The 24,696-nt window shown below is 49.6% G+C and carries 16 protein-coding genes; 11 read left to right on the top strand and 5 right to left on the bottom strand.

Annotation, left to right across the window (positions count from 1 at the left end):
* Window positions 1-103: 103 nt before the first annotated feature.
* Window positions 104-2,029: a methyl-accepting chemotaxis protein gene (locus CWE14_RS04665; protein ID WP_126798333.1), complete on the bottom strand. Its 1,926-nt coding sequence runs from the start codon at window positions 2,027-2,029 to the stop codon at window positions 104-106.
* 274 nt (window positions 2,030-2,303) lie between these two features.
* Here CWE14_RS04665 and CWE14_RS04670 point away from each other — a divergent pair, with 274 nt between their 5' ends.
* From CWE14_RS04670 to CWE14_RS04685, 4 genes are all read left to right on the top strand, one after another.
* Entirely contained in the window at window positions 2,304-3,197 is an 894-nt protein-coding gene (locus CWE14_RS04670) for a toxin-antitoxin system YwqK family antitoxin (protein WP_126798334.1), read from the top strand.
* 136 nt (window positions 3,198-3,333) lie between these two features.
* The gene (locus CWE14_RS04675) at window positions 3,334-5,298 is read left to right on the top strand and encodes a hypothetical protein (RefSeq protein ID WP_126798335.1); all 1,965 of its coding nucleotides are present in this window, start codon (window positions 3,334-3,336) and stop codon (window positions 5,296-5,298) included.
* Between the two features lie 152 nt (window positions 5,299-5,450).
* Window positions 5,451-7,529, top strand: coding sequence for a polyphosphate kinase 1 (gene ppk1, locus CWE14_RS04680; RefSeq protein WP_126798336.1), 2,079 nt, complete (start codon window positions 5,451-5,453; stop codon window positions 7,527-7,529).
* The gene (locus CWE14_RS04685) at window positions 7,526-9,034 is read left to right on the top strand and encodes a Ppx/GppA phosphatase family protein (RefSeq protein ID WP_126798337.1); all 1,509 of its coding nucleotides are present in this window, start codon (window positions 7,526-7,528) and stop codon (window positions 9,032-9,034) included. Before ppk1 ends, CWE14_RS04685 begins: the two co-directional genes overlap by 4 nt.
* Window positions 9,035-9,083: 49 nt before the next feature.
* On the opposite strand, the gene CWE14_RS04690 is transcribed toward CWE14_RS04685, so the two are convergent.
* The gene (locus CWE14_RS04690) at window positions 9,084-10,028 is read right to left on the bottom strand and encodes a helix-turn-helix transcriptional regulator (RefSeq protein ID WP_126798338.1); all 945 of its coding nucleotides are present in this window, start codon (window positions 10,026-10,028) and stop codon (window positions 9,084-9,086) included.
* Between the two features lie 125 nt (window positions 10,029-10,153).
* Here CWE14_RS04690 and CWE14_RS04695 point away from each other — a divergent pair, with 125 nt between their 5' ends.
* A complete protein-coding gene (locus CWE14_RS04695; RefSeq protein WP_241972323.1) occupies window positions 10,154-10,777 on the top strand; it encodes a glutathione S-transferase family protein in 624 nt (207 codons plus the stop codon).
* A gap of 7 nt (window positions 10,778-10,784) precedes the next feature.
* Here the strand turns inward: CWE14_RS04695 and CWE14_RS04700 are convergent, their stop codons facing one another.
* On the bottom strand, window positions 10,785-11,684 hold the full coding sequence (locus tag CWE14_RS04700) for an AraC family transcriptional regulator (protein ID WP_126798340.1): 900 nt from the start codon (window positions 11,682-11,684) through the stop codon (window positions 10,785-10,787).
* 103 nt (window positions 11,685-11,787) lie between these two features.
* Window positions 11,788-12,423: a TetR/AcrR family transcriptional regulator gene (locus tag CWE14_RS04705; RefSeq protein ID WP_126798341.1), complete on the bottom strand. Its 636-nt coding sequence runs from the start codon at window positions 12,421-12,423 to the stop codon at window positions 11,788-11,790.
* Window positions 12,424-12,884: 461 nt separating this feature from the next.
* Between CWE14_RS04705 and CWE14_RS04710 the strand changes: the two genes are divergently transcribed.
* The 6 genes from CWE14_RS04710 to CWE14_RS04735 all read left to right on the top strand — a co-directional run bounded on the left by CWE14_RS04710 (window position 12,885) and on the right by CWE14_RS04735 (window position 23,531).
* Window positions 12,885-14,126: an efflux RND transporter periplasmic adaptor subunit gene (locus tag CWE14_RS04710; protein WP_126798342.1), complete on the top strand. Its 1,242-nt coding sequence runs from the start codon at window positions 12,885-12,887 to the stop codon at window positions 14,124-14,126.
* Between the two features lie 10 nt (window positions 14,127-14,136).
* Window positions 14,137-17,310, top strand: coding sequence for an efflux RND transporter permease subunit (locus CWE14_RS04715; protein WP_126798343.1), 3,174 nt, complete (start codon window positions 14,137-14,139; stop codon window positions 17,308-17,310).
* A complete protein-coding gene (locus CWE14_RS04720) occupies window positions 17,303-18,685 on the top strand; it encodes an efflux transporter outer membrane subunit (protein WP_126798344.1) in 1,383 nt (460 codons plus the stop codon). The genes CWE14_RS04715 and CWE14_RS04720 overlap by 8 nt, the downstream gene beginning before the upstream one ends.
* A gap of 116 nt (window positions 18,686-18,801) precedes the next feature.
* Complete coding sequence (locus CWE14_RS04725) at window positions 18,802-19,107, top strand: antibiotic biosynthesis monooxygenase family protein (protein ID WP_126798345.1); 306 nt, start codon at window positions 18,802-18,804, stop codon at window positions 19,105-19,107.
* 126 nt (window positions 19,108-19,233) lie between these two features.
* Window positions 19,234-20,367 carry an efflux RND transporter periplasmic adaptor subunit gene (locus tag CWE14_RS04730; RefSeq protein WP_126798346.1) on the top strand — a complete coding sequence of 378 codons (1,134 nt, stop codon included), beginning with the start codon at window positions 19,234-19,236 and terminating at the stop codon, window positions 20,365-20,367.
* A gap of 5 nt (window positions 20,368-20,372) precedes the next feature.
* Window positions 20,373-23,531 (top strand): efflux RND transporter permease subunit, encoded by a 3,159-nt coding sequence (locus CWE14_RS04735; protein ID WP_126798347.1) that lies wholly within the window; start codon window positions 20,373-20,375, stop codon window positions 23,529-23,531.
* Window positions 23,532-24,079: 548 nt separating this feature from the next.
* On the opposite strand, the gene CWE14_RS04740 is transcribed toward CWE14_RS04735, so the two are convergent.
* Window positions 24,080-24,439, bottom strand: coding sequence for a hypothetical protein (locus CWE14_RS04740; protein ID WP_126798348.1), 360 nt, complete (start codon window positions 24,437-24,439; stop codon window positions 24,080-24,082).
* Window positions 24,440-24,696: the final 257 nt, after the last annotated feature.

Raw genomic sequence — 24,696 nt, forward strand, 5'->3', positions numbered from 1 at the left:
CTATGTGATCGTCGTGTAGCAGCCACTTTACTCATTTTAGATGACGGTTTAATTACATTTAGGTGTCGATGCTTTGCTCATGTACGGCTCACATCGACTGACTTTATACTTTGTATCGTCGCAACTGCTCGTCCACCTGCTGAATCAAGTTACTTAATCTGTTGCTAGCGTTTGCAGTTTCTTCGGCTTGCTCGGCAACTGTTGCGCTTTGTCCTTTTAGTCGCTCTAAACGGACGCTAACATCGGTCGATACCGCATTTTGCTCTTCTGCAGCACTAGCAACCTGTGCATTTTGCCCGGTAATAGTGTCAACCGCCTGGCTCACAGTCTCACTCATCTCAGTGACCTCCTCGACCGCCGAGAGGCTCTGCTGCGATTGCTCGGACTGAGCAAGAATGACCGTTCCGACCGCTTTGACGCCGCGGTGCAAACTGTCCAGCAGATGAGCGATATCCTCGGTTGAGCGTTGCGTTCTGGAGGCAAGCGCGCGGACTTCGTCGGCGACAACAGCAAAGCCCCGGCCAGCTTCACCCGCTCGCGCCGCCTCGATAGCCGCATTCAGTGCAAGTAAGTTGGTTTGTTCTGCAACCGAATTGATGACTTCCATAATACGCGCAATATCGTCGGACGCTTGGGTTAGCGACGTTAATTCCTGCTCTGCCCGCTCTGACTCGTTAGCAAAGTTAACCTGCTGATTACGCAAACGGCTGATCATGACGCGCATCGCTTCAATTTGCTGGCTAATTTCTACTGCTGACGCTTCAGCTAAACTCGTGTTGTCAGCAACGTTACGCGCCGTGGTTGCCAGTTCATGGACTGCGGTTGCAATGGTTTCAACCTCGCTCGCCTGGTCTCCTGCCAGCTCATCGGAATGACCAGCTATCTGGGCTACCTTGGCGGATTCTGCATGGGATTGTTCGCTTAGGGTGGCTACAGACGCGATGGTCACTCGCAAGCGCTCAAGCAAGGCATCGAACTGGCGGCCCATATCGCCTAACTCATCGGGTGATTTTGAGTTGATGCGCTGGACTAAATCGCCTTCTTCTTCGACGATACTGCGGATCATGAGGTTCATCTGGTTAATCCGCCGCAGCACTATGTGATGCACGAGCCATAAGATAATCGCCAATAAAAGTAGCCCAAATGCGATAATGACAATGACCAGCCGCACGGCCTGCCAAATCATTAGCGTGCTTATTTCCTGATTATCTGCGCCTACAATGATGTCATATCGCCAATTAGCGAAAGGTGTTTCTGAAAGCTGCCATTCATTCGCTGAACTGTTAACAATGCGCGTGACTTCATTTGAATTGAGGTGCGACGAGTGCAACCGAATGGTGCCTCGGTCGTCGCGTAATGCAACAAATCCGTTATTCAAAATACGCGCGTCTGCAATATATTGCTCAAGTTCGTTAAAGTTAGCCAGGTAGCCTACATATAGAATACCAATGATTTGATTCCTGCTATTAAAGACAGGCTGATACGCTGTGATATAGGACTGGCCAAGAATGTTTACCTGTCCGGAGTAGGTGTCGCCACGCATAACCGTTTGGTAAGCCTGAGTTGAGCTATCCAGATGGGTTCCTGTCGCCCGCTGACCCTGAGAGGTTTGTACGTTGGTCGCAATGCGAATGAACTGGTCACCCTGGCGGGAAAAAATAGTCGCCGTGCCACCTTGTAACTGGCTATGCAAATCAACCAGCTGAACGCTATTGGCCAGCGCTGTTCCCGCTAAAATCAGATCGGGAACCTGGTGTTCACCGACCTGCACCGGATTACCCACATCAAGCCCACCCTGACTATCCACTAAATGATTTAAGGTTGCCAAACTAGCGGCTACCTGATTGCTCATCAGACGGTCAGTGATGGTCAGCATGTCTTCAACAGCTTGCGTGACCGATGCTTTTTCAAGTTCCAGAGCGGAATTTATTCTGTTACTGGTTTGAGTCGTAGCGATGATCACGCCAAGCGCGGTAAGGGAGAGAATGGTGAGACTAAGCCATAGGCTCATGCGTTTTAAAATAGTCATAGTATTTAGAGCCCAGATGGATAATTGCGCAATGCTATATTAAGTTTATCTTTTCCACAAAGCTAAACTTTGAATTAATTTAAATATGAAAAAATTAATTCAATTATTCAACTATTTATTAACCATGGTAAAAAATTAGAGATTACTGAGCTTTCGGTGTAGTAAGTTAAGAAGGTTAAATTATGGAAAAGCTTCCATAGTGGCTTGTGACTGATTTGCGTGGTCGATATTATAGTTCTTTAATTTATTACACGGATGTAAAAGGTATTTTGGTTTGAGAAATCTAATTGTCTTCTTTTTTATCTGCTTGATTGTTTCGGCTTGTAGCCAGGAAACCTCTGACGACAATGAACTTCAAAAACGGAACGGGGTAGAGCATGGCACGCGCTACAGTTGGTATTTGAATGGGCAATTAAAACAAGAAACAGAGTTTAGTCATGGTCAGATAGTTCGGCATAGAGCCTGGGATAGGAATGGTAAACAGACGTCACAAATCAACGTAGTTGGCCAATCGTTGGATGGCAGAGTTTTCTGGACTGACTTTGTCAGTGACGCTGTTCATTCATACATGGAATACAACTTTCATGACGGAGTAATACAGGACCAACGTTTTAAGGTTGTTAGCGAGAATGATAAGGGAGAGGTTAGCTTAACCGACTTGAACGTAGAATATAGTGATGGGCTTCCGACTAAAATGATTTTCCTAACCAGAGAAGATAATCAGTCAGCGCGCTCAGAGACTACCTATGACTACTTGCCAACTCATGTGGCGATTAGGAGAGAGGGACCAGACTACAGTGAACAGAGCACCTCGACGAGAGAGGCGCTGCTACGGCAGGACAGACTGATCATTAAAGATAACCTTATTTACCAACACACCAGCGTAGTCGATTTATTAACACTTTCAATGCGTTTCTATTACGATTACGTCAATTCGATTTGGTGGCATGGCTTGGATGGGAATGCATGGGAAATTTCAATGCAAGAGGACGGCACCGCCCAGTTTAATTCCTGCATAGTCGGCGGGCGAACTATGGATAGCCGCGGTGCGCGAGGTACCTGTGATACAGAATATGGTGCGGCCGATGAACTGGTAGAGCTTGATCAGGTTCAGCATATACTGGCTGACTGCGCAGCCCTTTCAAGACCCTTGTGTCGATACCCCTAACCTTCAATACATTGTAGTTTTGCCTTAGTAGATTTACCTCCCCTTAACGTAAGCTTGGCTTTAAACGCGTTATTTTATAGAGATATAGTGTTTGCAGACAGGCTTAAAAACCAAGTGAAATAAATTAGGTATTGCGATGATAAAAAAAGGAATTTTGTTTCTGAGTGCTTTGCTTGTTATGGCCTGGATAGCACTGATGTGGAGCGGTAATGCGTATGCGGAAAGGGAGGTATTGACGATGGAGCAACGGGAAGACGCGATGGCTGAGTTAGAGCAAAAGCGGGAGCAGCGGCGCGAGAAAATAGCAACCATTGACGACAAGGACCTGGTTGAAGCGCTCGAAGCAGAGGAGTATGTGATTTACCGCAACACTCGCGGATCGATTCAGTTCGACGAGGAACCAACTGATTATTCGTATGTTGATCCCATTCGCGCTTCTTTTATTGGACCATTAGGGCAACGGTTTGCTGCAAACCGGTTTGAGCGGATGGAGGATTATGAGACGCCGGCTGCGCTGTTTGAAGCCTACCGTAGCAGCTTTGTGGTCACCACAGATTCGCCACAGGGCCAATCATTCCGCCTGCACGAGCCGTTTGCTTTTCCGTTTGAGAATCAGCTTCAGTTTACTCAGTTAGTGATGGACGATGGCGAGGTGAAGGACCTGCCTGATTTATTAAACTGGGAGGCGCGTACGGCTGAAATCCGATACGAGCCAGATGAATACTATTTCCTTGAAACGCGTTCTGAGAATGATGCAAAGCCGGTCAAAATTATCGGTGAGGTTGCTGCGGAGTTGCCTCTGGATGTGATTCAGTTTGAGTTTCAAGCCTCAGATTTGGGACAAACGAAAAGCCAGCGCGGCTATTCAGTTACCCTGGTTCAATTGAATGAATTTAACTACGAAATAGAGGTTGAGATACCTGATGACCAGGTCATGCGATTCCGCGATCAGGATATTGTTGGCGAGGCAATGGCGCTGAATGAGAGAGAGCTTGCGCGTCAGATGAGCACCTGGATTCAGGCTGATTACGATGATCAAATGAGTGACTGGATTGATGACATTATCGAACGTGCCCTGCGTGGCGAAGTCGATGCAGACACCGTGAACAATGAAGGCTATGAGAAGTTTGTTGAGCTGTCGGTGGCGCAGGGGACAACCTTGCGCAAAGCGTTTGCTTTTATGGGACCGATTGATGTCGCACGAGTTACCTTACTACCGCGGGCTCAAACGGAAGAGAAAGTAAGCCATGCCCTTGAATTTCCGATTCACTTCGTCGGCCGCTCGCAGCTTGCTGGTGAATTGGATCTGGATACGCTTCCGCAGATTAACGTGCAAGGTACAGTCTATGACCAATGGTCGTCACTGCGGACTGACCTGACAGCAGAGGATATGCAACAGCTGATAGATGTCCGCTATCAGAAAGTTCGCCCGTATAGTCCGGGCGGCTACAACCACACTGAGCAGTTACACTTGCGCTATCCTAAAGTGCAAAGCGATATGTTTATCAGCCGTTCCGAACGTTACGCCTTCGATCAGAAATCGCAAGAGCAGCGTAACTTGCTTAAAGGGATGGTTCATTTTTTTAACCGCGCAGGCGAAGAGATTGAACAGACCCGCGACAAAGATGAGCTATTCAGCTTCACCAGGTCAGGCCTCAACTACACACCGCAATATATGCCGCAGTGGCCAACTCATTTGCAGGCCACGATTCCGGTCATCACTGCACCGAATATTGTCAAAGAAAACTACAACGCGGACAACTTACCTGCTGGTATGCACTTAGATGACAACCGCTTGACGGTTGATTATGAGGTATTTACTCCAAGGGAAGAACTCAATGGTTCGCTGCTGGAAACTGAGCTGCGTAATCGCTTTTTTGCCAGAGATGCAGAGCAAAGATACATCAAGGGAGTGAGTCCTGTGGTTGTGCGCGAGCGTGAAGCAGGTGAGCCGGTGCACGTGTTTTACTTTTTAGGGCAGCCCGCCAGTATTGAAATCTGGTATCGCGGTGACATTCAAGACATTGACTATGAAATGGATGTCGAGCTACGTGAGGAATCCGAAGAAAACCGGGTTAGGTCAATGCAGAATCTCCTCTAGCTTTAAACACCAAAACACCAATAACCGGCAGGTGGAGCAAGAGCAACAAGCAGGCCGCTCCAGCTTCCTCAGCTAGTAACACTTCATAGAAGTGTAATATTTCCTTCGTTTAATTCGAGTACAGTAGCTTCTCAAATCGCATTGGAGAAGCTATGAGGTTCTTTCCGAAGGAATTAAGTTGGTTAGCATTCAACGAACGCGTACTGCAGGAAGCCGCGGATAAAACTGTTCCTGTGGTTGAGCGAATGCGATTTTTAGGTATTTTCTCCAATAACATGGATGAGTTTTTCCGCGTACGGGTAGCCGATGTTCGGCGTCGTCTTTTTTTCGCGCAAACTATTGAAGAGCAGGCCGATAACGAACAGTTATTAGCAGCTATTCATCAGAAAGTATTAAGTCAACAGCAGCAGTTTGATGAGTCTTATCGGGATGTGCTCAAAGCATTGCTGCGCAAAAACATTCGCGTGATAGACGAGCAGCAGGCCACTGAAGAAGAGCGTGCCTGGCTGACAACTTTCTTTGATGAGAAAATAAAGCGTTGTTTAGTACCTTTGTTAATAAAGCCTTCAACCAATCTGGTCAAAGCGGTTAACGAAGATGCGACGTATTTGTGTGTTGAAGTGATTGACCAGGGCAAGATCACGTATGTCGCCCTTGAAGTGCCCACTGAGCAGCTCCCCCGGTTTATCAAACTACCTTTTAAAAATAGTAAACGTAACAAACGCGTTATCCTGCTTGATAACGTCATTTGCCTTTGCCTGCACGAGTTGTTTGAAGGCATAGTACCCTTTGACTCGTTGCGTGCTTATTCTTTCAAGCTTACGCGTGATTCTGACTACCGACTTCCTCACGATATCGATCAGAGCTTGCTGGAGCAAATGGAAGAGGGCATTCGTCAACGCTTTGATGCAGAACCCGTGCGGTTGGTTTATGACCGTAGCATGCCGCGGAAAATGCTCTATTTCCTCCACGACAAACTGCAGCTGACAAGCCATGATTCTTTGGTTGCTGGTGGCCGTTACCGGAATACCCGGGATTTTGTAACCTTTGAAAACTGGGGGCATCGTTCTCTGGTCTATTCCAGGCTGGTGCCTATAGAACACCCTTACCTTATTAAATACCGCAATATATTTGATGCTGTGGCGAAGCGCGATGTCTTACTTTACTACCCGTATCATAAATTTTCTCATGCTACTGAGCTTGTGCGGCAAGCCTCCTATGACCCCCAGGTGGAAAGCATCCAAATGTGTATCTACCGGGTGGCGCCGCAATCCCGAATTGTACAGTCGTTGATAGAGGCGGTTAATAACGGCAAGAAAGTCACTGTCATGGTTGAACTGCAGGCTCGCTTCAATGAAGAAGCTAATATTGAGTGGGCAAAGCAAATGACGCAGGAAGGTATTCGTGTCATTTTTGGTATCAAAGGATTAAAAGTACATTCAAAACTTATCCTGATTAAACGTAAAGAAGGCAAAGTAATTCGTGACTACGCGCTCGTTAGTACGGGAAACTTTAATGAACGAACCGCGCAGATTTATACAGATTTTAGCTTGTTAACCGCACATCAGGCCGTTTGTGCCGATGTTGAGAAAGTTTTCCAGTATTTCGAAGCACCTTACCGGCGCTTTGATTTCAAGCATGTCTGGGTATCCCCAATTAGTACGCGTTCTAATTTTGAAAGGCTGCTCGCCAGTGAAGTGAAACACGCAAAGTACGGGCGCCGCGCCGAAGTGGTTATCAAAGTAAATAATCTGGTTGATGAATCGATCATCGATAAGCTTTATCACGCCTCTCAGTCGGGCGTGAAAATACGTATTATTGTACGAGGGATGTGCGCATTAATGCCTGGCATTAAAGGCTTAAGTGAGCGCATTGAGGTGATAAGCATTGTCGATCGGTTTCTTGAGCACCCCAGGGTTTTTTGGTTCCATAGTCAGGGCCGCGAACGGGTTTTTATTTCCTCAGCGGACCTGATGACTCGTAACTTAGATGAGCGTGTAGAGCTTACCTGCCCAATTATTGACCCAGAGTTACAGCAACATATCAAAGCCATTATTGAGCTACAGTGGCAGGACAATACCAAAGCAAGAATCATCGATGCGGATCAGACGAATCAATACCGAAAGCGCGGTAACAAGAAGAAAGTTCGTTCACAACTGGCGATATATGACTACCTTAAAACAGTAAGCACCCACGCCAATAAGCTGAATAGCGAGGAGCCGCCAGCATGAAAGAAGAGCATTTTGCCGCGCTGGATTTAGGCTCTAATAGCTTTCACCTGGTGACTGCCAGGGTTATTGATCGGCATTTACAGCCATTGCTGGGGTTCAAGCAGAAGGTTCACCTTGCGAATGGGCTCAACCCCAAGCAAAAATTAAACAAAGACGCCATGCAGCGTGGGCTCGATGCGTTGGTGCTGTGTGCCCAGCGCCTGGAGGGTTTCTTACCTGAACATGTGCATGTGGTAGCGACGCATACGTTGCGCGAGGCGAAGAACGTCGATGTATTTATTGCACGGGCAGCTGAACTATTTCCTTTTACAATTAATATAATTTCCGGCCATGAAGAAGCGCGCCTGATATACAAGGGCGTTGCGCAGACAAGCCCGTATCAGGGTAAGCGTCTGGTTTTTGATATTGGTGGCGGTAGCACAGAAGTGATAACCGGCCACGAGTTTGAACCAGACTCTTTGAGTTCCCGGCCCATGGGATCGGTAAGCTATACCAAGCGGTTTTTTACTGGTGGCAAATTAAATGAAAAGCGTTTTAAAAAAGCACTGGTCGCCGCCCGCAGTGAGTTGGAACCCATTGCTGCTGGGGTCAGAAAATTTGGCGCTGAACGTGTCATAGGAACGTCCGGCATGATTAAAGCAATTAGCAAGTGGATGCAATTGCGTGATCAGTCGGCACCGGGGCAAATTACGTTATCGCAGGCCTACCAGTGCAAAGATGAACTTCTTCAGTTCTCTCAACTCGAGAATTTTGATGCGCCAGGCGTCGAACCGGAAAGAAAATCTATTTTACCGGCCGGACTGGCTATTTTAATCGCATTAATGGAAGAACTCGAGGTTGATGCTCTGGAAGTGCATGATGCGGCGTTGCGTGAAGGCGTCCTTTATGAACTAACAGACCGTGTTATTGGACACCAGGATGTTCGGCAGCGCACGGTTGATGCCATGGCTGCCCGCTATCGCATCGACAATGAACATGCTGGCACAGTGGCAAAAACAGCGGTTTTTATGTTGGACCAGGTTGCTAAACGATGGGAGCTGGATGCGCCGGAATGGCTGCAGCGATTAGCATGGGCTGCCAGATTGCACGAAGTTGGTCTGCACATTAACTCAAGTGGTATTCAAAGCCACTCCGGTTATATTGTTGAGCATGCAGATATGCCCGGCTTCAGCGAAGAAGAACAGTTGCTTTTGGCGGTCCTGGTACGTCATTTTAGGAAGAATATTAAGCTTAGCCGATTTCCAGTTTTACACTCATTCGAAGGCCATGACATTCATCGCTTGCTTGCTCTACTGCGCCTTGCCGTCCTATTTAATACCGACCGTCAACCGGCTCAGCTTTTACAGCGGATGCGAGTCAAAAATGATGTTTTGTTGTTGTATTTAACGCCCGAAGGCTGGGCGAACCCGATGCTGATTAGTGATCTTGCAGCAGAGGTAAAACAGCAACAGAAGCTGGGTATTCAACTGCTGCTCGTTGGAGCTGACGCCGCTTTAAAAGCGTAACTTCTGACTCGCAGCTTGCTCCACCGGGGGGAGTCTTTCAGGCTTGCCGCTAGCAGTAACTGAGAAGCTGTTCGGCGCGCTGGCGCAAGGCTTGTTTTAGGCTTTGCGGGCTTAAAATGGTAAAGGGAAAGGGCAGGCGAGAGAGCCACCATGCGAACCAGTAGGCGCTGTCGACCGTGGTTTCAATGAACACCGAGTCGCCTTCCTGATGCAGCAGCATGGCATTTGACCCGAGTTCTTTGCTGGCTGTGTCGATATCGGTGTGCAATTGAACACGAACCTTCAGGTTGCCGGGCATCGCGCACAGACTTTGTTTGAAATGGTCGGCGGCGTTGTAGTTGTTTGGCCTTTCGAAAGTCGCTTTGAGTACTGTTACCGTTGCCAGTCGGTCCAGTCGAAACGTGCGCAGCGCCTGCCGTAAGTGGCAAAAGCCGCCAATATACCAATGGCCGAGGCGATACAGCATGCCATAGGGATCCAGCTCACGTTCCAGTCGGGTTTTGTCTTTACCAATATAAATGACCATGACCCGGCGCTGACTTTCTATGGCTTCCATTAATGGCATGAGCAGCGACTGCTCCTGCGGTACGCCGGTGTCTGGCAAAAGCAGATTGGTGTGTTGGGTAATGGAGCGAGCGCGCGCCTGAATGTGCGCGGGCATAACGCGCTCAAGCTTCGCCTGAACACTGTTCAAGGCAGGAGAAGCATCAGTAAACTGGAGTGTTTTTGCGGCCAGCAGCCCTAACGAGAGAGCGAGGGTTTCCTCGTGGGTGAACATCATCGGTGGCAGTTTATAGCCAGCCACCAGCATGTAACCGCCATGGGGCCCTTGCTCTGTGGTTACCGGAATACCTAACTCTTCAAGCGCGGTGATGTAACGCCTGACCGTGCGTTTATCCACCCCCAGCATTTGCGCCAGCTCGCTACCATTCAAGCGCCTGTGCGACTGTAGTAACTCCAGTAAAGCTAAGACTCGTGTTGTCGGGCCGGTCATGTCTGTCCTTTGCATTCGTGCTAAAAATAAATGTGCAAAATATATTTTATATAGGGCCAATAGTGACCTATATAGCCAATATAGTTCTCAACAGACGTAAAACCCACAACAAAAGGAACAGGATGATGCAAAACAACACCAAAGAACTGATTTTTTATACCAACCCTGAATCCCGGGCTCGTATTGTCCGGCGTATGCTGGAGGAGGTTGGTGTGCCTTACACCACCAAGGTGCTCAATTACAAAGGTGAGATGAAGACGCCTGAGTACTTAAAAATCAACCCGTTAGGTAAAGTACCGGCTATTCAGCATGGTGACCTTGTGGTCACTGAAACGGCCGCTATTTGTGCCTATCTGGCGGATCAGTTTGCAGAAAAGAACCTGGCGCCGCCGATAGATAGCCCTCAACGTGGTACTTATTACCGTTGGTTATTTTTTGCAGCAGGGCCGCTAGAAATGGCAACCACTGCGAAGGCCTGTGGTTGGAACCTTGATGAAAACCGGCAAATGATCGGTTCTGGGACGCACGACGATATTGTGGCGGCGCTTGAGCTGGCGATTAGCAAAGGGCCTTTTATTTGCGGCGAGCAGTTTACTGCGGCCGATGTGTATGTAGGTAGCCATATTAGCTGGGGTATGCACTTTAAAACCCTGGAAGAGCGGCCGTCATTTAAAAGTTATGTCGAGCGAATCGAAGCTCGCCCAGCGGCGCAGCGAGCGACTGCGTTGGATGATGAATTGAGTAACTGATCATAGGTCACAGCGATTGGCGGAAGCGGGTCACATCGGCTCTCGGTGGCGCGCCAAATAGCCGGCTGTATTCCCGGCTGAACTGGGAAGGGCTTTCATAGCCGACTTTGTAGCTGGCGGTGGACGCTTCTGCCCCTTCGTAGAGCATAATACGGCGGGCTTCATTTAAGCGCAGTTGCTTTTGAAACTGCAACGGGGACATCGAGGTCACGGCCTTGAAAGCCTGAAACAGCCCGGACTCACTTAAATGTGCGGCCTCGGCCAGCTCTTTAATCCGCAGTGGCTGCTTATATTGCGCGCGCAATATTTCGGTCACCTTACTAATGCGATAGGCCTGACTGTCAACCCGGGCGAACTCCCGCAGGCGGCTGCCTAAAGGGCTAAGCAGCACGCGGTATAAGAGCTCACGCTTGATTAACGGTAACACGACCGGGATATCCTCCGGTGATTCGAGCAGCTCGATCAGTCGATGGAAAACCGTAATAAGTGTTAAATCAGCATCGCCAACAGCGATACCGCGGGTGGGGGTTTCCGCAGTTGTGCTCTTGCGAGGCATATCAATCACAAGATCTGTCAGTTCATCTAAGTCCAGGCTGACGCTTAACGCCAGATAGGGTTTATCCCTACTCGCAGTAATAATTTTGCAGGTTACCGGTAATGCGACGGGCGCTAACAGATACCTAAGCTCACCGTACTCCAGAAGCTCGTCGCCCAGCCACACCTCTTTTTCTCCCTGCAGGATTAAGCATAAGTTGGGCTCATAAATAGCGGGCGCCGCTGTGGTCAGGTCATCACTACGGTACAGTTTTACGCCGGGTATGCGGGTGCTGGTTAAGCCCGGTGAATCAATAGCTTTCAACACCGGAACTAGCATTTTCTGGCGCAAAGACTCGCGGTCATCAGTCATCTTTGGTTCTCCATCGTAGTGATAACCAAAGTATAATCAGCGGACTTTGCTTTGCCTATTCTCTCATCGCAGGATTAGAGGAATAGGTAATAAGTGTGGAGTATCAGGCAATCTGATTATTTCTGGGGAAGCTCTGCAATGTCATTGCGGCGACCTGACGTAAGTCGTCGGTGCTGGCACCATTATTGGCTTGAATCGCCATTCCTTGCAGCACAGTTCCCAGATATCGGGCCAGCACGTCGGGGTCGACATGCGCGGGTAAGTCACCTTCTGCCTTGGCCTGCTTAAAACGCTCTCTCAGTTTCTGCTCGCCTTCTACCCGGCGGCTCAGAAGGGCTTCTTTTACCGTTGAGGCTGCTTCACTGCAAGACAAGGCGCCATGCACGATGACACACCCTTGCGGATGGTTGGTGTCAGTCATATTCATCGCTGCGCCATACAACATATGCTCGGCCACCTGATATGCAGTGGGTTTTTCCAAAGCGGGCAGGAAAAAAGCGCAAGGACGACTTTCGTATAGCTCTATCGCCTTTAAAAACAATTGTTCTTTATTGCCAAAGGCCGAATACAAGCTGGGTTTATTGATGCCCATCGCGTCGGTTAAATCGGTTAGTGACGTGCCGTCATAGCCTTTACGCCAGAACACTTCCAGCGCTTTTTCCAGTGCGGCGTCGATATCAAAGGCGCGTGGGCGACCAATACAAGGAGTGCAACTTGCGAATGACTTTACGGATGGCATTGTTCAGCTCCTGATTCCCAAAACTGTTTGTATAGTAAACAATCCGCCCCACCTTTGTCTAGCAAGTGTCTAGCAAGGATTATTTACCGTGTAGTATAAATGTAACTTTAGTACGTTGGAATCGACAGTCTGGATTGGCATTCAGTTTTCGTGTCGGAAAGTGCTTGCTGTAGTTTCAGGCAAAGACTCTCAAGTATTCGGCATTAAACATAGCCGACTCCCTACGTACACTGATGAGGTAGCCTGACGGTCCCCCTGCCGACCCGGTGTTTACTTTGAACTGTAGCAGTGCGGATCTGTTTTAGACCAGATTCGTCTTACATATAACAAAATTTATTTACCGATCGTTACAAAAATCAGTTGACGGAATTTCTCTGTCTTATATATTTACCGCTCGGTACACAAGTAGCAATTTTTAATTTATCGTTTGCTGTTTTCAGGAACAAATTGGAGAAATCGTCATGAGCACTAAGAACTCAATAAGAACTTTTATGTTAGGCAGCGTGGCTGTCATTTTGGCTGCTTGTGGCAATCCGGAAGCAGCTAGTCAGAGTCAGGCGCCAGCGGCCCCTCAGGTGAGCGTGGCAGAAGTGGTCTATGAGCGGATCACCGAGTGGGATGAGTTTACTGGCCGTCTACAGGCACCACAAACGGTAGAGCTGATACCCCGGGTATCGGGTTATATCGAGCAAGTTCACTTTAGCGAAGGGGCACTGGTGGAAAAAGGCGACTTGCTGCTGCAAATCGACGCGCGGCCCTTTGCTAGCGAAGTGGCTCGGCTGCGAGCCGAATTGCAAGTTGCACAGAGCGCCGCCAGCCACGCTGCTAACGAATATCAGCGGGCAGAAACATTAAGTACCGCGCGGGCTATTTCGGCGGAATTACTGGATAGCCGCTTAGCACGTCAGCAACAAACCGCCGCCACGGTAGCCTCCGTCGAGGCCGCGCTGCAACGCGCCGAGTTGGAGCTTAGTTACACCGATATCACTGCGCCGATTAGTGGACGGGTGTCTTACGCAATGGTAACCGCCGGAAACTATGTGAACGCCGGCCAGAGTCAGCTAACCAGCATTGTGTCGACCGATAAAATGTACGCCTACTTTGATGTCGACGAGCAAAGTTACCTCAAATATGCCCGCCTGGCAGATGCAGGTGAAAGGGCTGACACCCGCGATGCGAGTGCAAATCCGGTGTACATGGCGCTCGCCAACGACACCAGTTACCACCACTCCGGCAGCATTGATTTCGTTGACAACCGGGTCAATCAGCAGACCGGTACTATCCGTATCCGGGCCAGCTTCGCCAATAACGACAGCAACCTGTTACCGGGTCTGTTTGCTCGCATCAGACTGGCAGGCAGCGAAAGCTACGATGGCATTTTGATTGACGAAAAAGCAATAGGCACCGATTTGAACAACAAGTTTGTGCTGGTGGTAAATGACGATAACCAGCTGGAATACCGTTCAGTAACTCTGGGCGAGAAACTGAACGGACTGCGCATAGTGCGCGAAGGCTTAACCCCGACCGACAAAATTGTGGTTAACGGGCTGCAGCGTGTGATGCCAAATATGGAGATCGAGCCGAGACTGGTGGACATGGCAAGCGCGGAGCAAATAAGTGGTTTACGGGAAGAGCAGGAATTACTGGATCAGACCAGTACAGCACTGACTGCACAGGCAGACCGTGCGGCGAATCAGGATTAAGGAAAGCGTTATGTTCTCGCAGTTTTTTATCAGAAGACCCATTTTTGCCGCGGTTATCTCACTGTTGTTTTTCATTACCGGTGCGATAGCCGTATGGCAACTACCTATTACTGAGTACCCTGAAGTGGTACCGCCTACGGTGGTGGTGACCGCTAACTACCCGGGTGCCAACCCGAGAGTGATCGCAGAAACCGTCGCCTCGCCATTGGAGCAGGAAATCAACGGCGTGGAAGGCATGCTGTATATGTCATCACAGGCTACCTCTGATGGCCGGATGACCTTAACCATTACCTTTGCCATTGGCACCGATGTCGACTTAGCGCAAACCCAGGTTCAGGCCCGGGTTGATCGAGCTATGCCGCGTCTGCCGCAGGAAGTGCAGCGTTTGGGTGTAGTGACGGAAAAATCATCTCCTGATTTAACCATGGTGGTGCATTTAACGTCGCCGGATGACCGGTATGACATGCTTTACTTGTCTAATTACGCCGCACTAAATATTCGCGACGAACTGGCGCGGATTGAAGGCGTGGGAGCCGTACGCTTATTCGGTGCTGGCGATTACAGCATGCGCATCTGGCTCGACCCGAACAAAGTAGCGGCACTGGACCTGTCGCCGGCGCAAATTACGGCTGCTATCCGGGAGCAAAACCAGCAGGCTGCAGCCGGTAGTCTCGGCGCACAGCCCAGCGCAGATGCTGAATTTCAGCTGCTGATTAATGTGAAGGGGCGTTTAACCACCGAGGAAGAGTTTGAAGATATTATTATCAAAGTGGGTGCCAATGGCGAAGTCAGTCGGTTAAAAGACGTGGCCCGGGTTGAACTGGGTGCCTCCACCTATGCATTGCGCTCGCTGCTGAATAACAAAGACGCCGTTGCACTGCCTATTTTTCAGGCGTCCGGCTCCAACGCTATTCAAATTTCGGATGATGTACGCGCCAGAATGAGTGAGCTGTCCGAAAATTTCCCGGAAGGTTTAGCCTATGACATCGTCTATGACCCGACAGTATTTGTGCGCGGTTCAATAGAAGCAGTGGTAAAAACCTTACTTGAAGCAGTGCTGTTAGTGGTGCTGGTGGTGGTCTTGTTCTTACAAACCTGGCGGGCTTCTATTATCCCGCTGGTCGCGGTGCCGGTGTCTTTGGTGGGTACCTTTGCCTTTATGCACCTGCTCGGCTTTTCGATCAATGCATTGTCCTTATACGGTTTGGTATTGGCCATCGGTATCGTGGTGGATGACGCCATTGTAGTCGTGGAAAACGTTGAGCGTAATATCAGCGAAGGCCTGTCACCACTGGCGGCTAGCCAAAAAGCCATGAAAGAAGTGACCGGGCCTATTGTGGCCACCACACTGGTATTGGCGGCGGTGTTTATACCGACAGCCTTTATGTCAGGGTTAACCGGGCAGTTTTATAAACAGTTTGCGTTAACTATTACTATTTCGACCTTTATCTCGGCGATTAACTCCTTAACCCTGAGCCCTGCACTGTCAGCATTACTTTTAAAAGGCCCGGGCGAGAAAAAAGATGTGTTAACCCGCGGTATGGACAAAGTACTTGGCGGCTGGCTGTTTAATCCTTTCAACCGGTTCTTTGCCCGCTTATCTAGCGGGTACGGCTGGCTGGTGAAAAAGGTTATTCGCTATGGCGTCATTGTCGGCGTGATGTATGTTGCCCTGGTCGGCGTAACCGGGCTGCAGTTTGCAACCACACCGACCGGTTACGTGCCAGGTCAGGACAAGCAGTACCTGGTCGCTTTCACCCAGTTACCGGATGCCGCTTCGCTGGAGCGTACCGACGACGTAATCAGAGAAATGTCGCGTATTGCCCTGGATCATCCAGGGGTAGCTAACTCGATAGCGTTTCCTGGATTAAGCATTAACGGTTTTACCAATAGCCCTAACTCCGGCATCGTCTTTGTCGGGCTCGACGGGTTCGATGAACGGGAGAGTGAGGAGCTGTCTGGTAACGCGATAGCGGCGGCACTGAACCAGAAATTTGCCGGTATTGAAGATGCATTTATTGCTATCTTCCCACCCCCGCCAGTCCAGGGGCTGGGCACCATCGGTGGTTTCAGGTTGCAAATACAGGACCGCGCGAACCACGGGTATGAAGAGCTGTACAACGTCACCACGCAGGTCATGCAAAAAGCCTGGGCGACACCAGAACTGGCGGGGGTATTCTCCAGTTATCAGGTGAATGTGCCGCAACTGGATCTGGATATCGACCGCACCAAAGCTAAACAGCAAGGCGTTGCGCTGGATGAAGTGTTCCAGACGCTACAGGCTTATATGGGCTCGGTGTATGTGAATGACTTCAATCAGTTTGGCCGCACCTATCAGGTGAATATGCAGGCTGACGAGCAATTCCGCCAAAGCGCGGCGCAAATCAGTCAGCTAAAAGTGCGTAATCTGCAGGGTGACATGGTGCCGCTTGGCTCCTTTATAAATGTCACTGATTCCGCAGGGCCAGACAGGGTGATGCATTACAACGGCTTCACCACCGCGGAAATAAATGGTGGGGCGGCACCCGGCTACAGTACGGGTGAGGCACAGGCAGCGATTGAGCGTATTTTGGCTGAAACCCTGCCCAACGGTATGACCTATGAATGGACCGAACTGACCTATCAGCAAATTGAGGCCGGTAATGCTGGGATGTTTGTCTACCCGCTGGTTATTCTGCTGGTGTTCATGGTGCTCGCCGCGCAGTACGAAAGTTTGAGCTTACCGCTGGCGATTATTTTGATTATCCCCATGACTCTGTTATCAGCGCTGAGCGGCGTCATGATCTATGGGGGCGATAACAATATCCTGACCCAGATTGGATTGATTGTACTGGTTGGGTTGGCGACCAAAAATGCCATCTTAATTGTAGAGTTTGCTAAAGAGCTGCAAGACCATGGTATGAACGCCATGGACGCAATTCTGGAGGCAAGCCGCCTGCGCTTACGGCCAATTCTGATGACCTCTATCGCGTTCATTATGGGTGTGGTGCCGATGGCGTTCTCCAGCGGGGCCGGGGCAGAAATGCGTCAGGCGCTGGGGGTGGCGGTATTCTCCGGCATGATAGGTGTGACAATCTTCGGTTTAATTTTAACCCCGCTGTTTTATTACATGTTGGCGAAGCGCGGTGACAAAGTGCAGGCAGCTGTAGCAAAGACAAATAATGAGGAGGTAAGTCATGGTTAGTGGACTAAAGCTCACAGTTATCGCCGCGCTGGTGGCATCATTAAGCGCTTGCGCTGTGGGGCCGGATTACCAAACGCCGGAAGCAGTAGACGATATTAGTTTCAACAGTCCCTATCAGCAGGCTGAACAAGCGCAAAGCTGGTGGTTGGCATTCGATGATGTGGTTTTAAACCGGCTCATTAGCCACGCGCTTATGGAGAATCGAACTCTGGCGCAAGCCAGAGCCAACGTAGACCGGGCTTATGCTGTATTTCGCAATGCCGAGATTGACCGTCTGCCTGGTGGAAGCCTGGATGCTGGTTACCAGGCCAGTGAGAATGCGACTCTGGCCACAAACGATAATGGTGTGATCACCCGGGGGTATAGTACCGGAGCCCGGGTAAGCTGGGACCTGGATTTGTTTGGCAAGTTACGCCGCGCCAGCGAAGCGGCTGAAGCACAAGCGCAACAGGCCGACATTCTCTGGCACGATGCTCAGGTGCAGCTTATAAGCCAGGTGGCTACCAGTTATGGTGAATACCGGGGTGCTCAGTTGCGGTTAGTGGTGGCAGAGCAAAATTTGCAGAACCTACAGCAAAGCCGTTCTATTGTGCTGGCGCGGCTAGAGGCCGGTATGGCCTCTGAGCTGGAAGTGGCGCAAATCGACGCACAGTTATATCAGATACATGCGTCGGTGCCAGTGCATCGGGTGGCACTGTTAACGGCTGAAGCGACCTTATCGGCTTTGCTAGCGCAGCAGCCCGGCCAGCTAGACCTTGAGGCGGAGCCCGATTTGCCTGCGTTGAAAAAACCGGTGGCGGTCGTGGATGGTGAAAACTACCTGCGCTATCGCGCTGATGTAGCCAGTGCTGAGCGCTTACTGGCGGCGCGCACGGCACAAATTGGTGTTGCCACTGCGGATCTCTACCCCAATTTGTCAGTGAATGGATTTCTGGGGTTCGTTTCCGGGCCAGGCTTAACCCTTGGGAGTGAAACCCAAAGCTGGTCAGTGGCGCCGACCCTGAGTTGGCAGGCGGCTGATTTAGGATCGGTAAAAGCACGCATTCGCCAGGCCGAGGCGAGTTCGCAAATGGCGCTTGCTCAATTTGAGCAGCAGGTCTTCAATGCCCTTAACGAAATGCAGTTGTCTCTTAACAGCTATAATTTGAGCAGGGAGCAGCAAATAAGCTCCGAACTGCAGTGGGAGGCCAGTAATAAGGCCGTGCAGATTGCCCGTCAGCGTTATGATGCGGGCACCGGAGAGTTTCTTGAGCTGCTCGACGCGGAGCGCGAGCTACTGCGAAGTCGCGACCAGCTGGCACAATTGCAACAGCAAAGCTTTATCCGTTTAGTGAGTATTTACCGCAGCTTTGGCGGTGGTATTGAGCTGATTTAGTACTGACGTCTGAATCTAAAAGCCGGACCCTTGTCCGGCTTGCTTGTTTGACCCCTGCGGCACAGTGAGTAAATGTACTGGATAACGAGTTGAGTACTAGTTAGGGAGGAGACCAGGTGAAATATATTTTTGAAGTACGCATCAAAGACGGGCATACCGCGGAGCAATATGCCGATGCCTGGGTAAAAGCCAGTGCCATTATTCAACGTGCACCCGGCGCGTTAGGTACCGAGCTGCACCGTAAGCTGGATGACCCTAAGGTGTTGATTGCTATAGCTCACTGGGAAAGTAAAGCAGCGCGGGACGCGATGGAATCAGAGCATAATGCAGAGGTCGCAGAGATTATTCGCAGCGCAGCGCCTTATTGTGAAATCCGTCCGCTTGGCGAGTTTGCTGACCCCGAGTGGGTTGTACGCTCATAATAAAGGGTTAGTCGTAGCCCGGTCTCATCTTTCTGTTACAACTTCTAACATTATATTGCTCGCCTAACCGTACAAGAGCCTTTATCCTGCGCTTAATATAACTGAGTTAGTGTACCAGAGGAATGTATGAAAACCTGGCTGAAAATTTCATTACCCGTTGCTGTAATTGTTATTGGTATTACGGGTGCGGCGGTGATAAATGCAACTGGCACACCGCCGATTGAGCCTGTCAACGAAGCCTCACCCGGGCCTGTTGTGACGGTGCGTAACATCAATCCTGAATCTCATCAATTTAGCGTGACGTCTTGGGGCGAACTGCAGCCGCGGGAGAAAACAACCTTAACACCTGAAGTGACAGGGCGTGTTATCGCGTTTCATGAAAATTTCATCGAAGGTGGTTTAATACGCAAAGATGAAGTGCTGGTGAGGCTCGACGATTCCGACTATCGCACCGCACTGCTTAGTGCCGAATCGAATCTGGCTGCAGCACAGGCTCAGTTGCAGGAAGACCAGGCCCTGGCTCGTGTTGCACAGGAGGAATGGCGTAACACTCAGGACCCAACCCCACTTGCTTTACGATTACCTCAGTTACAAAGCTCAGAAGCTGCTGTGAAGTCGGCTGAAGCCGGTTTGCAAAAAGCGCAACGAGATTTAGACAGAACTCAGATCAGAGCGCCGTATGATGCATTAGTCAGGTCGCGCAATACCGGGGTAGGGCAGGTAGTTTCTATGGGAACCACCCTGGGGGAAATTTATAACGTGGAACGGGCGGAAATTCATTTACCTATCGCTAGTTTTGATCTGCAGTTTTTACAGGAACAAGTGGTGGGTAGTCAGGCGTATATCGACACCCTAACAGACCCGCGGCCAGTCAGCATCGTGCGGGATTTAGGCATTGTCGATACTCAGACCCGGATGACACGTTTAGTCGCCAGCCTTGACGACCCTTATGGCTTACATAGCGATAAACCTACCTTACGCTTTGGCCAGTTTGTGGCGGTTAATATTGAAGGGCAATCGCTCAATCAAGTCTACCGTTTACCTCAGGAAGCTCTGGTGCGGGACAGCATATGGCTGGTTAGCGATGACAATACACTGCAGCGCCAGCAGGTTAATATTCTGCGTAAAGAAGGTCGCGATGTATTGATTACAGAAGGCATTTCCGCCACAGATACGCTGGTAGTGATGCCGCCTAATTTCCCGCAGCATGGCATGAAAGTTCGCCCTGTAGCTGAAGATACGCTGACAGCGCAGGAGTAAAAGCGATGACTCAAAACCATGTGACTCAGGACCAGCCGCGGCCTACTGGTATTATTGCCTGGTTTGCCAATAACCCGGTGGCTGCCAACTTATTGATGGTGTTTATCATCGTGCTTGGCCTGATTGGTTATGCGACCGCGCAGCGGCAGATGTTTCCGCAAATGGAAGTTAACTATATTCATGTGAATAGTGTTTTCCGCGGTGCCGCGCCACAGGAAATTGAAGAAGGCATCCTGATCAAGGTAGAAGAGGCACTGCAGGACGTCGAAGGCATCAAACGCGTGCGCAGCGTGGCCTGGCGCGGTGGCGGGCAGGTCTCTATCGAATTGGATGAAGGCGAAGATATAAGCCAGCGTCTGGATCAGGTGAAGTTAAATATCGATTCAATTGCTACCTTTCCTGCGGGAATGGAGCCTTTGACCATTTACCAGGTTGAGTTTCGTCAGCAGGCGGTAGAACTGGTACTCACCGGAAGTGACAACCCCATTGAGCTAAAAGAAATGGGCCGTGATATCGAGCGCGAACTGCTGCAACTGAACAATGTCAGTTTTGTCGACTTCAACAGCATGCCAGCCTGGGAAATAGGGGTTGAAGTTGCTCCCGAAACACTGCGTCGATACGCGATTACGCTACAGGATGTAGCCACCGCGATCCGTCAGTATTCGGATAATTTGTCGGCCGGTAATATACGCACCGAATCGGGCATGATTGCGATTCGTTCTGAACAGCGGGCATACCGTGGCGATGATTTCGCGCAGATTCCGGTGATTGTCGGTAACCAGGGCGAAATCGTGTACCTGGGTGATATCGCCACCATTCATGATGGCTTTGAAGAGCGTATTAACTACATGCGTTATAACGGTCAGCCGTCGGCATTTATGGCAGTAAATGCAAGCAGCTCGCAGTCGCTGCCAGATGTGGCGGGTGCAGTGAATGACTATGTGGAGTGGAAAAATACCGATCTGCCGCCTGGTTTTGAGTTGAATGTACTGGTTGATATGACCTACTACCTCAATGGGCGGCTGACTATGATGCTGACCAATATGCTGCAGGGTGGTGTCCTGGTGTTCCTGATGCTAATGCTGTTTTTACGCATGCGGGTCGCGTTTTGGGTCATGCTGGGCTTGCCGGTTGCCTTCTTAGGTGCATTCTGGTTAATGCCATTCTTTAGTATCAGCATTAATATTATTTCGCTGTTCGCGTTTATTATGGTGCTCGGTATTGTGGTCGACGATGCCATAGTGACCGGGGAAAGCGCTTATGCTGAAACCGAGGCCAACGGGCACAGTATTGATAATGTGGTACGTGGAGCGCAGCACGTAGCGGTTCCGGCCACCTTTGGAGTGCTTACGACGATAGCGGTATTTGCGCCTTTCCTGATGACGCAGGGTATGGACGCGGCTTTCTTTAAGCCGTTGGCCGGGGTGGTCATTCTTTGTCTTATTTTTAGTTTGATTGAGTCAAAGCTGATATTGCCAGCTCACCTTGCACATACCAAGCTCAAGCCACTCAAAGAAAATGATATTCGTGCCCGCTTTAACCGACGCTTCCAGGCGTTTATAAATAATGTGTATCAGCCGTTATTACACCGCTGTATCTCTCATCGTTATATGACCTTTGCGGTGTTCGTAGCCTTATTTATTATCAGTATGAGCCTGATTACTTCGGGCCATGTGCGTAATGTGGGTCAGCCGAAAGTATCCCACGATTACCCGTCGATTAACTTTGAAATGAATCAGAGCGCGTCGGAACAGCAAACGCTGGCCGCACTGCAGTCGCTTGAGCAAATGTTTCATCAGGTCGAAGCGGAAAGTCAGGAAGAGTTTGGTCAGCCGATGATGGTCAATATCCTGGCTTTCCTCAATGGCCAGACCCAGGGACGTATACTCATGACCCTGGTAGCGGAAGACGACCGGCCTTATAACTCGTTTGAACTATCCCGCCGCTGGCGTGAAGCCATGCCAGAGATTGCCGGCCTGCGTGAGTTAACGATTTATGATTCGGTGATGTCAGGTGGGGGCGACGGTGATTTAGGGTACCGTCTGTTTGCTCGTGATCTGAATCAGTTGAATGACGCCGGTAACTGGCTGGCGGCTGAACTGCGCCGTATTCCTGGGTTTATTGATATTAGTTCAACCATTGATAGTTCGGCCCGGGAATTCAATATTGCGCTAAAACCAAGGGCTCATCAATTAGGTCTGACACCAGCCACGATTGTGGCTCAGGTTGGCCACGGTTTTTATGGGGCAGAAGCTCAGCGTATGATCCGCGATGGCGATGAAGTACGGGTCATGGTGCGGTACCCACGTGATACCCGCGAACAAATTTCTGAGCTGGAATACACCCGTATTCGTTTAGCTAATGGCGACTTTGTGATGCTTGGTGATGTGGCTCAGTTGGAGGAAGTGCCAGGCGTTGCCCGGGTAAACCGTGAGTCAGGGTTCCGCACTGTGCGCGTTTTCGGCAGTGTTGACCAGGCCGTAACGACCAGCGGTGAGGTTGCGACTGCCGTAAGCGAGAACATTATGCCGGAATTACTCGAGCGTTTTCCCGGTGTAAGGACTGAGCTGGGTGGGGACTTTGCCGAGCAGCAGCAACAGGCTGCGGAGATGGTGATGTTCTTTGTCGCTGGTTTACTGGCTGTCTTTATCTTGCTGGCGATTCCACTGAAAAGTTACTCACAGCCGCTGATTGTGATGTCGGTGATACCGTTCGGCATGATCGGCGCCGTCTGGGGGCACTTCATTCTCGGCTATGACTTATCGATGATGTCTTTCTTCGGCATTATTGCGGCTGCTGGTGTGGTTATTAACGACAGTCTGGTACTGACCTCGTACGTAAACTATGCACGCAGTCAGGGCCTGTCTATGTATGAGTCAGTCATGGGTGCCGGTAGAAAACGCTTCCGGGCGATTATCCTGACTTCACTGACCACCTTCTTCGGCCTGCTGCCGATTATGTTTGAGAAGAGCCTGCAGGCGCAGTTCGTAATCCCGATGGCTATTTCACTCGCTTTTGCAGTGCTTTTTGCCACCATGATTACCCTGCTGCTGGTACCTTGTCTGTATCTGATACTGGACGATTTTAAAGGGCTGCTAGTCCGGCTATTCGGCCGCATTTTACGACGCCGGGAGCGGCTGGAGGAGTCTTCGACTACCAGTTAAATTACAGCCACGAATGATGGTGGCTGTCGTAGCGGAGCTGGGACGGGCATGACATTAAGTACTAACATCGAGTTGGCCCGGAGGTTCCCAGTTCTACTGGCTACCTCCAGGTCAACTCAGACTAAGCTTTTATAGAACGCACCCCGTTGGTGTCGCAGTGTTAGAAGGGTTCAGCGATTAAAAATCGTGCTTAAGATCATCACCAGAACGTAACAGATGATGAACCCAATGAAGCTCCATTTGGCAATCCACTCTAATCGTTTCTGAGTTCGTAAGGAGCGTTTAACGTCGCCTGAATTGATATCAGGCCAATCTTTTCTTTTGAAAAAACTCTCTTCTCTTTTGGACGTGCTGATACTTTGATGAAGTAGATCCCTGGCAAATACTTGGTCGTATTTCTCATAGTCAGTCTCTTTGAGCTCTTTCTTTATAGCGTTTCTGATAAAAAGAACTGGGATCCAGAGCGCAAAGAAGTTAAATAGCCCGACAAATCCCAATAAGACGAGAGCATTTATTATATAACTCATGTGTTAACAACCTTAGTTATTCTAGAAGGCATTTAACTCTTCGCTAAGTGCCAAGGCTAGCAGGAAGAAAAATTGGGCAATAAAAAAGCTTGAAATTGCCAGGACTTCGATTCGCCTGTGTCTTTTCAGGTGGTGGAGTAGTTCGGGGGACTCTATGTCCTTCCACTTCCCAAAAACAAATAGCCCCAGAACCTTCCATGTACTCACTATACTGGTTTGAGTTGATTCGGTAGGGAAGTAGTCGTAATATTTTTCAAACTCTGCATGCTTGAGCTTTCTGCGGATTACTTTTCTATCCATTAATGAAGCTATTGCGCTAATAATAAAGATCAGAAAAAAGATAAATGTTAAAAAGTACATTATATTTATTAAATTATTCACATCCTATTTTCCGCACTCGGATTTAACTTCGCAGCCTGGCACCGTAAACTTGGTGGCTGCAGTAATACCTCCAGTTGAGGTTGCTGATATACCAGTTGCGTATCCAGCACCTGTGGTTGCAGATAACCCGTTAGAGCCCGCGGTGACGTTGCCCTTCATTTCATTTTAATTAGCAGTAAAAATAGATTTAGTAAATAAAAATAAATTGTTTAGTATGCCGGATAGAATTATTTTTGCCGCTGAATTTCTTCCTCTTG

Origin of the sequence: Aliidiomarina soli (assembly GCF_003986975.1) — a bacterium.
Taxonomy (GTDB): domain Bacteria; phylum Pseudomonadota; class Gammaproteobacteria; order Enterobacterales; family Alteromonadaceae; genus Aliidiomarina; species Aliidiomarina soli.